Source organism: Limnohabitans sp. G3-2, from assembly GCF_002778275.1.
Classification (GTDB): Bacteria; Pseudomonadota; Gammaproteobacteria; order Burkholderiales; family Burkholderiaceae_C; genus Limnohabitans_A.
This window is the reverse complement of sequence record NZ_NESG01000006.1, coordinates 104526-120139: the sequence shown is the minus strand read 5'-3', so window position 1 is coordinate 120139 and position 15614 is coordinate 104526. Positions and strand designations below refer to the sequence as shown.

The following is a 15614-nucleotide window of genomic DNA, read 5'->3' as shown; positions in this document are numbered from 1 at the left end:
GTCACCAAGTCACCACCAATTTGCCGACATGCTGGTTGGTTTCCATCAAGGCATGGGCTTGCGCAGCACCCGAGGGCAAACCGCCACCCGCCGCCATGGCGTCAAACACGCTGTGGATCACGGGCTTGATGCGGCCCGACTCGATCCAGGGCCACACGGTTTTGAGCAAGGACTGGGCAATGGCGGCTTTGAACGCCACGGGACGAGGCCGCAGGGTGGAACCCGTGATCGTCAAACGGCGACGCAGAACCAAACCCGCATTGAAACCACTCTGGATACCGCCTTGCACCGCGATGATGACCAAGCGGCCATCTTCGGCCAAGGCTTCCACTTCACGCGCCACATAGTCACCCGCGACCATGTCCAGAATCACATTCACACCCACACCGCCGGTGAGGCGTTTGGCCTCGGTCACGAAATCGGTGGTCTTGTAATTGATGGCGTGGTCTGCGCCCAAAGCCAGGCAAGCCTGGCATTTGTCGTCCGACCCGGCCGTGGCGATCACCGTCGCACCGGCTGCTTTGGCCATCTGAATAGCGGTCACGCCGATGCCGCTGGTGCCGCCCTGAATCAACAGGGTCTCACCCGCTTGCAAACGACCACGGTCAAACACATTGCTCCACACCGTGAAGAACGTCTCGGGCAGCGATGCGGCTTCGGTGTCCGTCAGGCCCTTGGGCACGGGCAAACACTGGGCCACGGGCGCCACACACAGTTGTGCATAACCGCCACCGGCCACCAAAGCGCACACACGGTCACCCACCGCCAAGCCCGCCTCTGCCATGGCTGCGGCATCGCCAGAGACCACCACACCCGCGACTTCCAGGCCCGGAATGTCCGAGGCACCGGGGGGCACGGGGTAATGGCCCAAGCGTTGCAGCACGTCGGGGCGGTTGATGCCGCTGGCCGAGACGCGGATGAGCAACTCCCCTGCCCCGGTCACAGGATCGGGACGGGTTGCGGGCACCAGCACCTCAGGGGCGCCGTAGCTTTGGATTTCAATGACGTTCATGGTGAATCCACGCGATGCCGGGTGGTCCTCGACCACCCGAAACCAGCGTTATTTAGCCTTGAGCAGGACGGTCCAACAAAGCCTTCATCGACAGTTTGATGCGGCCTTTTTCGTCGGTTTCCATGACCTTGACTTTGACGATCTGGCCTTCGCTCAGGTAGTCGGTCACTTTTTCAACGCGCTCGTGGGCGATCTGGCTGATGTGCAGCAGACCGTCTTTGCCGGGCAGCAGGTTGATCAGGGCACCGAAGTCCAAGATCTTGGTCACGGGGCCTTCGTAGACCTTGCCGATTTCGACTTCCGCCGTGATCTGCTCGATGCGTTTCTTGGCGATCTCGGCCTTCTCGCCATCGGTTGCAGCGATGGTGATCGTGCCGTCTTCGGAGATGTTGATCTGGCAACCGGTTTCTTCGGTCAGGGCACGGATGGTCGCGCCACCTTTGCCGATCACGTCACGGATTTTCTCGGGGTTGATCTTCATGGTGAAGAGCTTGGGTGCGAAATCAGACACTTCGGTGTTGGCCTCGCTCATCGCTTCTTGCATCTTGCCCAGAATGTGCATGCGCGCTTCTTTGGCCTGGGCCAAAGCGACTTGCATGATTTCCTTGGTGATGCCCTGGATCTTGATGTCCATCTGCAGCGCAGTGATGCCGTTGGTGGTACCGGCCACTTTGAAGTCCATGTCGCCCAAGTGATCTTCGTCACCCAAGATGTCGGTCAACACCGCAAAGCGGTTGTCTTCCTTGATCAGGCCCATGGCGATACCGGCCACGTGGGCCTTCATCGGCACACCGGCATCCATCATCGACAGGCAGCCGCCGCAGACCGAAGCCATGGACGAAGAACCATTCGATTCGGTGATCTCGGACACCACACGCACGGTGTAGGGGAATTCTTCTTTGCTCGGCAAGACCGCGGCCAAAGCACGCTTGGCCAATCGGCCGTGGCCGATTTCGCGGCGCTTGGTCGAACCCATGCGGCCCACTTCGCCGGTGGCAAAGGGAGGCATGTTGTAGTGGAACATGAAGCGGTCTTCGAACTCGCCAGCCAGCGCATCGATGCGCTGCGCATCGCGCTCGGTGCCCAAGGTGGTGATCACCAAAGCCTGGGTTTCACCACGCGTGAAAAGGGCCGAGCCGTGTGTGCGGGGCAACACGCTGTTGCGGATTTCGATGGGGCGCACGGTGCGTGTGTCGCGGCCGTCGATGCGGGGCTCACCGGCCAAAATCTGGCTGCGCACGATGCGCGCTTCGATTTCGAACATCAGGCCGTCGAGCTTGACGCCGTCGAAGGCCACGCCTTCTTCTGCCAAAGCGACTTTGACCGAAGCGTAGGCCTCGCGGCACGCGTGTGTGCGGGCTTGCTTGTTGCGGATTTGGTAGGCCGCGCGCAGTTTTTCTTCAGCGAGTGTGGCCAGCTTGGCTTCAAAAGCCGTGTCGCGGGCAGGCGCTTGCCAGTCCCACACGGGCTTGCCGGCTTCGCGCACCAGCTCGTGGATGGCGTTGATCGCAATGGCCGACTGCTCGTGGCCGTACACCACACCACCCAACATGATTTCTTCGGACAGTTGCAGGGCTTCGGACTCGACCATCAGCACAGCGGCTTCGGTACCGGCCACCACCAGATCCATCACGCTGTCTTTGCGCTGGGTCTGGCCGGGGTTGAGCACGTATTCGCCGTTGATGTAGCCCACGCGAGCGGCGCCGATGGGGCCGTTGAAGGGGATGCCCGAGATGGACAAAGCGGCAGACACGGCGATCATGGCCGCGATGTCGGCATCGACTTCAGGGTTCAAGGACACGGTGTGGATGACCACGTGCACATCGTTGTAGAAACCTTCGGGGAACAGCGGGCGGATCGGGCGGTCGATCAGGCGGCTGGTCAGGGTTTCGTGCTCGCTGGGCTTGGCTTCACGCTTGAAGAAGCTGCCGGGGATCTTGCCTGCGGCGTAAGTCTTCTCGATGTAATCGACCGTCAGGGGGAAGAAGTCTTGACCGGCTTTGGCGATTTTGGAGCCCACCACGGTGGCCAGCACCACAGTGCCTTCCATGTCGAGCAGCACAGCGCCGCCGGCTTGGCGAGCGACTTCGCCGGTTTCCATCTTGACCGTGTGCTGGCCCCACTGGAATGTTTTGGTAACTTTGTTGAAAATGGACATGTTCAGAACTCCTGAAAACAAAAGCGCATGAGGCTGCACTGTGGGCCCGGAAATTGACGCTCTGAACTCGATGCCATTCCACAAAACCTTGGGTTGAAAGTCTTGTGGAATGACACAGCGCGAGATCGCCCTGACAAATTCCGACTGAAAAAAAGAATAAAGCGCCTGAGCTAGTGAACTAACTCAGGCGCTTTTCATCTGGAGAGACGGTTATTTACGCAGGCCAAGCTTGGCGATCAGCGCAACGTAACGGTCAGCATCACGGGACTTGAGGTAGTCCAGCAGTTTGCGGCGACGGCTCACCATGCGCAGCAAACCACGGCGACCGTGATGGTCTTTGGCGTGTGTTTTGAAGTGAGGTGTCAGCTCGTTGATACGGGCTGTCAGCAAAGCCACTTGGACTTCTGGGGACCCAGTGTCGTTGGCAGCACGTGCGTTGGCCTTGACGACCTCGGCCTTGATTGAAGATGCAATCATGGTATTTCCTTGTTTTCGCTGGATTCTTGAGGAATATCAGCGGGTGAATGACTTGCGCCAACTGCCGGAAAAGCGGATGGCGTGCGCTTTGCAAATCGCAAAACAGGCGGATTATAGCCCGAAAGCGCGCCCTTTTCACCCGCAGTCGGCATTTGCCCGATGCAAGGATCGGCTCGGAGACGCCAACAATGGGGATCAGCACCCCTCAAATGAATTGCTTAATTGGTGTCATTAATTGGGGTCAGATCCCAATCATTAATTGGGGTCAGATCCCAATTAATGGGAGTCAGATCCCCATTGATTTTTAGCCAACCAGCTTTGGAGACGCTCCACACCTTCGGTCAACCTGGACAAGTCTTTGGAGGCAAAACACCAGCGCAGCCAACCCGCTGCTTCGGGGGCAAAGGCTTCGCCGGGGGCCAGCCCCAGACCCGCTTCGGCCACCAGCCGCTTGGCCGTCTGCACAGCGTCCGGGTGCCCTTCGAGCTTGAAAAATGCGTACATGCCGCCCTTGGCGGGCGCCAATTGAACGCCAGGCACGGCTTGCAGCAGCGGCACCAGGGTGTCGCGGCAGGCTTTGAGGTGCGCCACCACGCGCGGCGTGATGTCGGCGGTGTTTTGCAAGGCCACCACACCCGCCTTTTGGGTGAACACCGAAGCGCACGAGGTGTTGAATTCGATCAATTTGCCCATGTGGGGCGTCATGGCGGCCGGCATGACCAGCCAGCCCAGTCGCCAGCCGGTCATCAAAAAGCTTTTCGAAAAGCTGTGCACCACGACCAAGCGGTCGTCGGGCTCGGCCACATCCAGAAAAGACGGCGCGCAGCCATTGGCCGTGTCGGTTTCGTAATACAGGCGCTCATACACCTCGTCGGCCAGCACCCAGGTGCCGGTGCTGCGGCAATGCGCCAAGATCTCGGCCTGCTCGGCGCGGCTGAGTGTCCAGCCGGTGGGGTTGTTGGGCGAGTTCACGATCAGCATGCGGGTGGCGGGCGTGATCGCGGCTTTGAGCGCCACCATGTCCAACTTCCACTGACCACCCACCGGACGCAGCGACACACATTTCAAATGGGCGCCCATCACCAATGCCTGCGCCGTGAGGTTGGGCCAGACAGGCGTGACGGCGACCACTTCGTCGCCCGCATCGATCAAGGCTTGCGCGGCCAGCATCAAGGCGTTCACGCCGCCCGAGGTGATGGCCAAACGCTCTACGCCAACGGGTCCGTGCAAGGATGACATGTAGTCGGACACGGCTTGGCGCAACTCGGGCAGGCCCAGGTTGTGCGAATAAAAGGTCTCGCCTTTTTGCAGCGAGTCGATGGCCGCCTGGCGCACGGTATCGGGCGTGACCTCGTCGGACTCGCCAAACCAGAAGGCCAGCACATCGGGGCGGCCCATGCCCGCGTTGGCCACTTCGCGGATGCGGGACTCTTCCAGGTCCATGACGGCCTGGCGCATGAAAGGAGCAGTGTTGGGGTTCATGCCCTCATCGTAAGGGCTGATCTGCCCTGCAAGTGTCACCCCTTGCACAAGCACGGCAAATACCTATCATGAACAGCCTAAAAACAATCAGGGAGACGGCCATGAACACACGGCATTGGAGGACCGCGCTCGCCAGCGTGGGTTGGGGGCTTGTCTGGCTGGCCACAGCGCCCACCAGCCATGCGGCGGACAACTTCACCGCTGTCTCTGCAGCCGACACACCGGCCAAGGCCAAAAAACCGAAACCAAGCAAAGCCCCCAAACCACCCGCCAACCCCAGCACGGGCGAGAGCAAGGCCGAACGCGACAAGCGCCTGCTGCGCGAATGTCGGGGCAAGACCAATGCGGGGGCTTGCGAAGGGTTTGCCAGTTAGAGGACCCCAAAGAGCCTTGGTGTGTGCAAGCCTTCGCGAGCAGGGGCTCGCTCCCACGGCAGGCCAAGCCCTCTTTGATGTAGGAGGCCGCCCCTGCGGCCGAATGCCTGATGTGGGGGGCCGCCCCTGCGGCCGAATGTGTGGTGTGGGAATGCAAGTCTTCGCGAGCAGGGGCTCGCTCCCACGGCAGGCCAAGCCCTCTTTGATGAGGGAGGCAGCCCCTGCGGCTGAATGCCTGATGTGGGAGGCCGCCCCTGCGGCCGAATGCGTGGTGTGGGAATGCAAGTCTTCGCGAGCAGGGGCTGGCGTGCACTCAGTTCAGCGTCCACCACTGCGCCAAGCCGCTGGCCCGCACGTTTGGGCGGTCGATGGCCGCTTCGAGCAAGCCCGCTTCGGCTTCGATCAGGGTGAACTGTTCACGTGCCCGGGTGATGCCCGTGTAGACCAGCTCACGGCTGAGCACCTCTGCGCCGCCAGGCGGCAACACCAGCGCGGTGTGCTCGAACTCCGAGCCCTGGCTTTTGTGCACGGTCATGACAAAAGCCGTTTCAACCTGCGCCAAGCGCATCACGCTGACAGAGCGCAGCGCCTCACCGTCGAGGAACCAGACCTTGAGCGCGCCCTCGACATGGGGCAACACCACGCCCACGTCGCCGTTGAACACGCCCAACTGCGCATCGTTGCGCGTGACCATGACCGGCCGCCCGGCGAACCATTCGCCCGAGACTTTGAGCAGGCCCTTGTCGGTCAGCGCTTTTTGTACGGCGGCATTGAGCCCCTGGGTGCCCCAGTCGCCCTGGTGGACGGCACACAAAATGCGAAAACGCTCGAAAGCTTGGAGCACGCTGCGCACCCAAGCGGCGTGCGTTTCAGTGCCCGGCCCTGCGGGGCCGTCTTGCGTGAGGCGCAGGTAATGGGCGTAAGACGGTTGGCCCGAGGTGCTCAAGGCCAAAGCGCAGACGACTTGGGGGCTGGAGGGTTGCAGGGCGAGAAGGGCGCTGGGTTCATGAAGGGGCGTGGCTTCGGCAGACATGCGCGAGCGGGGGCTCGCTCCCACAGGGTTCAGGAAAGCCGCTCGGGCGGCCAAAGCGTTCCCGCCATTCACCGCCAGGGCGAGCTGGCCGATGGCGCCTTTGAAGCGGCGGCTTTGGCGCAGCATCACGGTTTGTTGCGCGAGCAAGGGCGCAGCGCCCGCACACAGGTATGGGGCTGGCAAGGTCTGCCCGGCAACGCTCTGCACAAACTGCGCCGTGTCCGCGCTGTAGCGGCCTGCGGCGGCGTCGCGACACAGGTCGCCCAGCACGGCGCCCGCTTCCACCGAGGCCAGCTGGTCCTTGTCGCCCAGCAGCACCAGCCGAGCCGTGGGGGGCAGGGCCTGCAGCAACGCGTCCATCATCTCCAGATGCACCATCGAGGCCTCGTCCACGATCAGCACATCCACATCGAGCGGGTTGGCCGTGTGGTGTCTGAACTGGCGCGTGTCGGGCCGCGCACCGAGCAGCGAATGCAGCGTGCGCGCCGGGCCCATGCGGGCGATCAGCGTGTTCAAGTCCAGACCGCTGCCCTCGGGCACCTGCTCTTGCAGGCCGGTCAGTGCGTTGTCGATGGATTGCTTGAGCCGCGCCGCCGCCTTGCCCGTGGGCGCAGCCAGCGCCACACGCAGCGGGCTGTCGCCTTCGTGCAGCGCCAGCAGCAAGGCCAGCAAGCGTGCAGCAGTGTAGGTCTTGCCCGTGCCCGGCCCGCCTGTGATGACCGACAGGCGCGCGCGCAGCGCCACCGCGCAGGCCACTTTTTGCCAGTCGGTGTCAACGGGTGTGTCGGCCTTGGGCACAAAGAACCGGTCGAGCCAGCGGCGGGCCACTGCCTCGGGCACAGGCGATGGTTCGCTGGCCCGTTGCAACAGACCCCGGCCCACACGCTGCTCGTAGCCTGCATAGCGGCGCAGGTACAAGAGCGGTGCATCAACGCTGCCCCCCAGCACCAGCGGTTGACCTTGGTCGGGTGCATCGCTCAGACGCGAACAGGCACGGGCTGAACTGCTTTGCAAAGCGGCTTGCCAGTCGGCCAGCGTGGCGGGCAGCTGCGCCCAAAGCGCTTGCAAGCCTTGCGGCCCCTCCACCGCCACGGCAGGCCAGCCCAACAGCGCTGCAGGCGGTGTGCACAGGTCTGCCAAAGGCAGGCAGGTGTGACCCCGCCCTTCCATTTGCGCGAGCATGGCTGCCGCCACCAGCAGCGCGGGGCTGGCCTGGCCATCGAGCCGCAGCAGTTGGGCTGCGAGGGCACTGTCGATGTGGCGCAGCAGACCTTGCTCGGTCCACAGCCGCAGCCACTGCAGCGTTTGCGCGGCGCTCAGGCCTTGGGCCGGCAAGTCGCTCAGCCAATCCATTTGGGCGCTCGACACAGACACCCTTCTGAGGGGCTTTTTGAAAGTCATGCTTTCACCTCGGCATGGAGCATGGCGTCTAGGCCGTCGAGCAATTCGAGCGGCGCAGGCAAGGTGCAGCAGCCGCCTGCCGGCCCGTCGATGCCGCGCAAGAACAGGTACACCGCGCCGCCCAGTTGCTGCGCCGGATCGTAGGCCTCACCCAGGCGAGCGCTCAGCAGGCGGTGCAGCGCCAGCATGTAAATCGCGGCCTGCACCTCGTAGCGGTGATGGGCCATGGCGGCATCGAGCGCCTGCGCGGTGTAAGCCGCGTCATCGTCACCCAAGTGGTTGGATTTGTAGTCGAGCACCCAGTAGCGCCCGCCGTGCTCGAACACCAAGTCGGCAAAGCCCATCAGCATGCCGTGCAGTTGCGCGTCGGGCAGTTGCGGGCGGCTCACACCGGGCAAAAGGTACTGCTGGCACAGGGCGTCCACCTCGCGGGCGTGCAGCCGCTCGGCAGGCAGCCAGAACTCCATCTCGGGCAGCAAGGCGCCCAGCGCATTGAGCGGGCGAGCTGGCCCGCGCAAGGGTTGCGCCACCACTCGGGTGAGCCATTGCACCACGTCGTCGGCCTGGGTTTTGTAGCCTGCGTTGTCGCAGCGTTTTTTCAGGCGCTCGGCCTTGGATGCGTCGAGCACAAAACCATCGGCCGCCAACCATTCGAGCTGGTCGTGCAAAAAGTTGCCTGCGCTCGGGCCTTTGGCAAAGCCGTGCCAAGGGGCCACCGAGCCCGCAGGGGCTGCAGGCGTGGGCAGCGTCTGTGCGTCTTCGGGCGGTTCGTCATCGGCCGGGCGCGGCGCGGCCAGGTGCATGCTCATGGGCGCGAGGGCTTGCGAAGACAGGTCACGCGTCAGGCGCGAGAAACTCGCAATGGTCCACGACTTGTCAATGCGGGCGGTGCAGCTCAGCGCATCGCGCAGTCCGGTGGTGCGGGGGGCGCGCTGCCAGACCGTGATCGGCACCGCTTCGCTCGCGCTCACCCGTTGCACCGACAAGCGCTGCGCATCCGCATCGGTTTCAAGGGCTGCCAGTTGAGGCAACCAGTCGGCGGCCTCGAATGCCTGGCCCTGACCCAGCAAATGGCCAGCCGCGCTGTCGTGGTTCACGCAGCTTTTGCCCGAGCCCCGCGTGACCGGGCTCCAACCCACCCACAGCGCATGCCGCGCCCGCGTGAGCCCCACGTACCACAGGCGCAGGTCTTCACGCAGTCGGTCGCGGTCGGCCGCCGCTGTGTCGTTCTTGTCAAAGTCCAAAGTCCAAGGCCGCTCGCCCGCGCCGTCATCGCGCTGCAACACCGGGGTTTTGTGGGCTTCCATCATGCGGTGGCTGTGCGCAAAGGGCAGGCACACCACCGGGTACTCCAAGCCTTTGCTGGCATGGATGGTGATGACCTTGACCAGGTCTTCGTCGCTCTCCAGCCGCACAGTCTGGTCTTCGCTGTCGCCTGCACCGCCCGCCTTGACCTCCTCGATCTGCTGGGCCAGCCAGCGGATCAGGGCCTGCTCGCCACCCTGCTGGCTGCTGGCGGTTTGCAGCAGCTCGGCCAGGTGCAGCACATTGGTCAGGCGGCGCTCGCCGTCGCTCTGGCCGCGCCAGCGTCCGGCCAGGTGCAACACATGCAGCGACTGGCGCAGCATGGCCAAAACGCCCTGCCCTTGCCAAACCCCGCGCAGCTCGCGCATTTGCTCGGAACGCAGGTCCAGCACTTCATCGTGTGTGGCCAGTTCGTGCAACTCGGCCAGCGACAGGCCCACCGTGCGCGTGCCCAAAGCGGCGCGCACGCGGCGCATGTCTTGCGGCTCGGCCACGCCGCGCAGCCACAGGCAAAGGTCCTGCGCTTCGTCGCTGGCAAACACCGAGTCGCGGTCCGACAGGTACACCGAAGCCACACCCCGCACGCGCAAGGCGTCGCGCACAGCAGCGGCCTCTTTGCCTGTGCGCACCAGCACGGCAATGTCTTTGGGCTGCAGCGGCTGATCGCCCTTTTTCGGATCCACAAAGCGGGCCTGCGGGTCACCCAGCCAGGCCACGATCTGCTCGGCACACAGGGCCGACAAATGGGTCTGCGCATCGCGCTGGCTGCGCAGTGTGACGTCGTGCACCAAGGTCATGGCTTTGACCGCACCCCCACGCGTCGTGAACACTTCGCTGCGGCCCTTGGCCTTGACGGGCTGGAAAGGCAGCGGGTCGTCGACGCCCTGACGGTAAGCAAAAGCATCGTCAGAGATTTGGAACCAGCGGTTGACCACATCCACCACCGCTTGGGTGGATCGGTAATTGGTGCCCAGCACATGGTGACGGCCTGCGGTGGCGCGGCGCGCGGCCATGTAGCTGTGGATGTCGGCACCGCGAAAACCGTAGATCGATTGCTTGGGGTCACCGATCAACAACAAGGCGGCGTCTTGCCGGTTCTCGGCTGTGCGGTAGATGCGGTCAAAAATGCGGAACTGCAGCGGCGAGGTGTCCTGGAACTCGTCGATCATGGCCACCGGGAACTGCTCGCGCAGGCGCTGCGCCAGTCGCTCGCCCGAGTCCGGATCGGCCAGCGCCACATCGAGGCGCTGCAGCATGTCGGCAAAGCCGAACAGACCACTGCGTTTCTTCAGCTCGGCCAGGCGCTGCAGCACATGCGTGCGGGCGTGCAGGCGGGCGGCTTGTGCGGGTTCGGGCAAGGCCTGAAGTCCTTCCAGAAGTTGCGCATAGGCCGGGCTTTCTGGAGGCCACGCCACCTCATCGCCATTTTTCCGGCACGCCAGAAGACCTTCTGGCGTGAAACGGTCCCAGCCTTTGCCCATCGCATCTTTCAGCGCTTTGAAATCACCATCACTTTGCGCCCATGTCTTCAGTGATTCCAGCCATTTCTGAGATCGGCCAAGCTGCAAAAGAGTGCCATTCCAGCCGTGTTTTTTCGGGGCCAGCTGCCCCTCGATCCAGCCCAGCAAGTGGTCGGCCTTTTCAACCCAGCCTTGCTTGAGCGCTGGCAGCTGCGCATCGCGCTCGGCCAGCGCCGCACCGAAGGCCTGCGCCAGCGTGCCGGGTGCGGGGTCGGGCAGCGGCACCGCCATCAGGGCCCGCATGTCCTTGTCGAGCGCGGGCACGTCGCGCCAGACGCGCTGCACCTGCGCCACCAGCGCTGTGGCCATGGGGTAGAGCTGCAGACGCCAATAGTCCTGCACGGCTAGGAGGCGCAGCGCGGCTTCGTCGCCGACCAGCTGCTCTTCAAACAGGCTGCCGCTGTCAAAAGCGTGTTCGCGCAGCATGCGCTGGCACCAGGCGTCGATGGTGTAAACGGCCGCGTCGTCCATGGCCTGCGCGGCCAGTGCCAGCCGATAGGCCGCTTGTTCGCGCGGCTCGCCTTCGCCGTATTCGCTCTGGAGTTGGTTCAGAAAGTCGTCGTCCGTTTTGGCGATGCCTCGGAACACCTGCGCCGCCTCGGTCAGGCGGGCGCGGATGCGGTCTGACAGCTCACGGGTGGCGGCGCGGGTGAAGGTCATGACCAGCACGTCTTGCGGCAGCATGGGCCGCATGGGTGCGCTGCCCGCATCGCCATGGCCCAGCACCAGGCGCACGTACAGCGCGGCAATCGTCCAGGTCTTGCCCGTCCCGGCGCTCGCCTCGATCAGGTGGCTGCCGCGCAGCGGAAAGCTGTGGGGGTTGAGCGCGTGCGCCGTACTCATGCCTCGTCCCCTTCATCGTCTGCTGGCGCACCGGGCAAGAGCTCGACATGCGCCTGCGCCGCCCAGTCCTTGAGGGGCGCATACACCGCCTGCGCCAAACGCTCGAGTGCGCCCGTGGCCAGCAAGTCTTGCACCGTGGGATAGGTGCGGGCCAGGGCCGGGTCTTTGTCTTTTTCTGCGCTCTTGAAGTCGCTGCCTTCGTAGGCATCGGCCAAGGCATTGAGGTTGTGGGGGTCTTTGAGCCACTGCAAGGCGACGCCGGGCGGCAGGGGCAGCGGCCAACGCATGCCCTCGGCCCAGGTGGCCAGCAGGGTCTGCAACTGGGCACGCGCCGCATCGGGGTCTTGCGGGGGCACACGCACAACGGCGTTGCGGCCCACCACCACGCAGTGCAGTGAATGCCCCATGGCGGCAGCGGCCAGCGACTGCAGCCAGATGTCGATGAGTTTTTCAGGTCTGGCCAAAGGTTTTTTGGGTTGGAGGTCTGCCACGTCGTTGGCGCGCAGACTCAAAAGGAGTTGCCCACCTTCGCCCGCCAGCACGCCGCCCAGCGCGTCCTGCAAACCCACTTGAGGGTGCATCGGCGGATAGGCTTGGTCGATCAGCACGCGCTCGCCCGCTTCGGGGTAGGCCGCGCGCTCGCGCAGCGCAGCGGCCAGCTGGGTCTGCAACATGTGGGTGAGCTTTTGGGCTTCGAGCGTGCCCACACCGGCCAGCGGCAAAGCGCCGGCCTGACGCAGCTGCTGCACCACACGCGCTGCATGGCTGGGCAGTTCATCTGCGCTCAAATCCGCAGGCACGTGCTGCAGTTCGTGGTCGAGCAGCTGGTACAAGTCCAGCCCCCCTAAACCAAACAGTTCTTCGTCATGCAGCGCGCTGCGCTCGTCCTCCAAATGCACCTGCAGCCGCTCGCGGAAAAACGCAGCCACAGGTTTGCGCAGGAGGCGGGCCAGTTGCAGCAAGGTGATGACGGGTACGCCGTTGGCGGACTCCCATACTGGCAACAAACCGGAATTCCCTGTGGGAGCGAGTCCCTGCGCGCGAATGTCCGCATCGGGTCCGCCTGCATTCGGCCGCAGGGGCGGCCTCCCACCCCAAAACGCAGCGCCATCTCCCGTGGGAGCGCGCCTCTGCGCACGAATGTCCGCATCGGGTCCGCCTGCATTCGGCCGCGGGGGCGGCCTCCCACCCCAAAACGCAGCGCCATCTTCTGTGGGAGCGAGCCCCTGCTCGCGAATGTCTGTTGGATCTGATGCTGCGAGACATTCGGCCGCGGGGGCGGCCTCCCACAAATGATCTGTCTGAGCAAGCCTGTCCATCTGCGCCGCCCGCCACTCTTTGGCATAGGTCTGCAAACCACTGCCCTCTTCAAAGTAAGCACGGCTGAACGGTTGCAGCGGGTGCACGGTGGTCAGGCCTTGGGCCGTGTCTTGGCCCCAGAGCAGGTCAATCTCGTCGCGCAACTGCGACACCAGCACCGAGGGCGGTTGCTCGCTGTTGTCGCGCACACTGCGGCCGCTCCAGCTCACATACAACACCTGCCGTGCCGACAGCAGCGCTTCGAGCATGAGCTGCCGGTCGTCGTCGCGGCGCGAGCGGTCGCCGGGGCGTGCCATGCCCGGCAGGCCCATCAGGTCAAAGTCGGCACGCGGACTGCGGCGCGGGTAGTCGCCGTCGTTCATGCCCAGCAGACACACCGCCTTGAACGGGATCGCCCGCATCGGCATCAGCGTGCAAAACGTCACGCCGCCAGCGCGAAAACGCTGCTCCAGCCGGGGAGCATTCAACGCTTCGAGCCAAGCCGATCGGGCCACGGCCAGCGGCACTTCATCCACGAAACCCGCTTCGTCGCAAGCCCGCACCCAGTCGTTCAGTGCTTGGTCGAGCGCTGCCAGGGCCTGGCGGTCGTTGTCGTCGCGCGGCTTGAACAGCGCCGTCAGCATGGCGCGGCTGCGCTCGGCCCACTGTGCGGGCGTGGCGCTTTGGGAGCCGATTTGCCACCAGTCGATCAGGGCCTGCAGCAGGTGCGCCAGCGACCCCGCCAGTTCGGCGTCCAGCCTGCCGACTTCGGCATAAGGCGACACGCCCGATGCGGCGCCCTCTGAGTCAACAGGGTCGGCCCCGCAGGCATAGCCCATGAGCATGCGCTGCACGCCAAACAGCGCCGAGTTGTCGTCGCCGCACACGCCCAGCCCCAGGCCCGCGCGGTGCTCGGCCGTCAGGCCCCAGCGGATGCCCGAGCCCGCCATCCAGCGCGTGAGCGTGGGCAGGTGTTCGTCTTTCAGACCAAAGCGGGCCGCGAGCGCAGGCACTTCGAGCAGCTCGACCAGCTCGCTCATGCGGCTGCGCTGCTGCGGCAGGGCCAGCAACCATTCGACCGCTTGGATCAGTGGACTGATGGCCTGCGCACCCAGGTCGGCAATGTCATAAGGAATGAAACGCGCATCGCTGCGCTTGTATTGGCCAAACACAGCGCGGATGGCCGCAGCCATGCGCTCGATGTCGGGCACCATGACCACCACGTCACGCGGGGACAAAGGCTGATCACCCAGTGGGGTGTGGAACCACTGCAGCAGCTGGTCGTGCAGCACTTCGAGTTCGCGCACCGGGCTGTGCGCCACGCCGAAGGTGACCGAAGCGTCGCCCTGGCGCAAAGGCTGGACTGGGGCGCCACCGCTCGACGGCTCCAAGTCGCGGATGCGCCGCTGCAGCTGCGCGAGCAAACGCGTGCCGTCTTCGCCGGGCACATCGTCAAAAAAGTCCAGGCGTGGCCACTGCGTGATGTGTTGGGCGGCTTGCAGGTCGTCAAAGGCGTCGAGCTGGCGGATAAAGTCGCGCCCCTGCCGCCCCCATGCCGCCAAGAGCGTGGGCGCGTGCAGGTGCATCTGCGCCAGCGGCAAGCCTGCCAGCGCCTCGCCACGGTAGCCGTGACGTCGCCGCTCGGCCTGCAGCCACTCGCGCCCATCGATGATGTCGCCCCAGTGGTACTGGCACGGGTTGGGCACGGCCAGCAGCACCTGGCTGTGCGCGGCCAGCGCCGCCAGCATCTCGAGCAGCTGCCCCGGCATGTGGCTCATGCCGAACACCGACACGCGCCGCGCCACAGCGCTGGCCAGGGGCTGGCCCGACTGCAGGTGCGCCAGTGCCCGCGCATGCAGGGCGGGACGGGTGGCCTGGCGCTGGGTCTCGTCGAGCGTGGCGAGCACGCGCCGCCACAGCTCGGCCTGCCAAAGTTGGTCTTCACCCAACGCATCTTGGCCCGCGGCTTTGCGCAGCACATGGCGCCCAGCGGCCCAGTCTTGCAGCCAGTCGGGGCGGTAAATCTGGTATTGGTCAAACAGATCGGCCAGTCGGCTGGCCAGTTGCAGCAGGCGGTCGGGCTCGTCGCCTCTCAAGAATCCCGCCACGGGTTGGAACACCGGGTCTGCCAAACACCCCGGCAGCAAGGCCATCAGCCGCCAGGTCATGGGCAGTTTGTCAAGCGGCGAGTCGGGCGGCACGTTGTGCGCGCCCAGCACCTGCCGGTAAGTGCGCCACAAAAAGCGCGAGGGCAGCTCCACCCGCGTGGCGGCGCACACCCCCCCCTGACGCGCCAGCTCGATCTTGATCCACTCGGCCATGCCGTTGCTCTGCACCAGCACCACTTCGCTCTCGAGCGGCAGCAAAGGGTGCGTGCGCAGCCAGCCCGTGAGGGTATCGGCCAGCACCTCGGAGCGGTGGCTGTGCAGGGCAATGAAGCCGGGAGCGATCAAGGAGGAGGTCATGCGGGAATGGTCAAGGCAGCTGACAGGAAACCAAGCTTGGAAATCGCGCGTAAAGCAACAAGAATAGCCGCAAATCAAGCGCTTGCAGGCGCATGGGTCGAGCCTGAAGCGAACCCTGCAACTGCTGCTTTTTTAGGCACTCACCGCCAGCCCAACAGGCATGCGCCTTGGCCGGCTTGTTCAAGGACTTATCCACAGCTTTGGGCACGGGGTTTGGGGGCAAGGTCATGGGGGATGGCTTTCCC

8 protein-coding genes are annotated in these 15614 nt (G+C 64.5%); 1 reads left to right on the top strand and 7 read right to left on the bottom strand.

Translation table 11 applies throughout. From position 1 onward, the window contains the following. Window position 1: 1 nt before the first annotated feature. The 4 genes from B9Z31_RS10885 to B9Z31_RS10870 form a co-directional block, all read right to left on the bottom strand. The gene (locus B9Z31_RS10885) at window positions 2–1012 is read right to left on the bottom strand and encodes an NAD(P)H-quinone oxidoreductase (RefSeq protein WP_100119588.1); all 1011 of its coding nucleotides are present in this window, start codon (window positions 1010–1012) and stop codon (window positions 2–4) included. Between the two features lie 52 nt (window positions 1013–1064). After that, complete coding sequence (gene pnp, locus B9Z31_RS10880) at window positions 1065–3170, bottom strand: polyribonucleotide nucleotidyltransferase (protein ID WP_100119587.1); 2106 nt, start codon at window positions 3168–3170, stop codon at window positions 1065–1067. Between the two features lie 210 nt (window positions 3171–3380). Further along, window positions 3381–3647: a 30S ribosomal protein S15 gene (gene rpsO, locus B9Z31_RS10875; protein ID WP_019428565.1), complete on the bottom strand. Its 267-nt coding sequence runs from the start codon at window positions 3645–3647 to the stop codon at window positions 3381–3383. 276 nt (window positions 3648–3923) lie between these two features. Continuing rightward, entirely contained in the window at window positions 3924–5129 is a 1206-nt protein-coding gene (locus tag B9Z31_RS10870; protein ID WP_255408655.1) for a pyridoxal phosphate-dependent aminotransferase, read from the bottom strand. A 101-nt stretch (window positions 5130–5230) separates the two neighbouring features. On the opposite strand from B9Z31_RS10870, the gene B9Z31_RS10865 reads away from it, so the two are divergent. After that, window positions 5231–5503, top strand: coding sequence for a hypothetical protein (locus tag B9Z31_RS10865; RefSeq protein WP_233200916.1), 273 nt, complete (start codon window positions 5231–5233; stop codon window positions 5501–5503). A 313-nt stretch (window positions 5504–5816) separates the two neighbouring features. Here the strand turns inward: B9Z31_RS10865 and recD are convergent, their stop codons facing one another. Genes recD through recC form a run of 3 tightly spaced genes read right to left on the bottom strand, consistent with a single transcriptional unit; the run spans window position 5817 to window position 15369 of the window. Beyond that, window positions 5817–7889, bottom strand: coding sequence for an exodeoxyribonuclease V subunit alpha (gene recD / locus B9Z31_RS10860; RefSeq protein ID WP_369804698.1), 2073 nt, complete (start codon window positions 7887–7889; stop codon window positions 5817–5819). Between the two features lie 44 nt (window positions 7890–7933). Continuing rightward, a complete protein-coding gene (gene recB, locus B9Z31_RS10855; protein WP_100119584.1) occupies window positions 7934–11605 on the bottom strand; it encodes an exodeoxyribonuclease V subunit beta in 3672 nt (1223 codons plus the stop codon). Further along, window positions 11602–15369 (bottom strand): exodeoxyribonuclease V subunit gamma, encoded by a 3768-nt coding sequence (recC, locus tag B9Z31_RS15630; protein WP_233200914.1) that lies wholly within the window; start codon window positions 15367–15369, stop codon window positions 11602–11604. The genes recB and recC overlap by 4 nt, the downstream gene beginning before the upstream one ends. Window positions 15370–15614 lie beyond the last annotated feature (245 nt).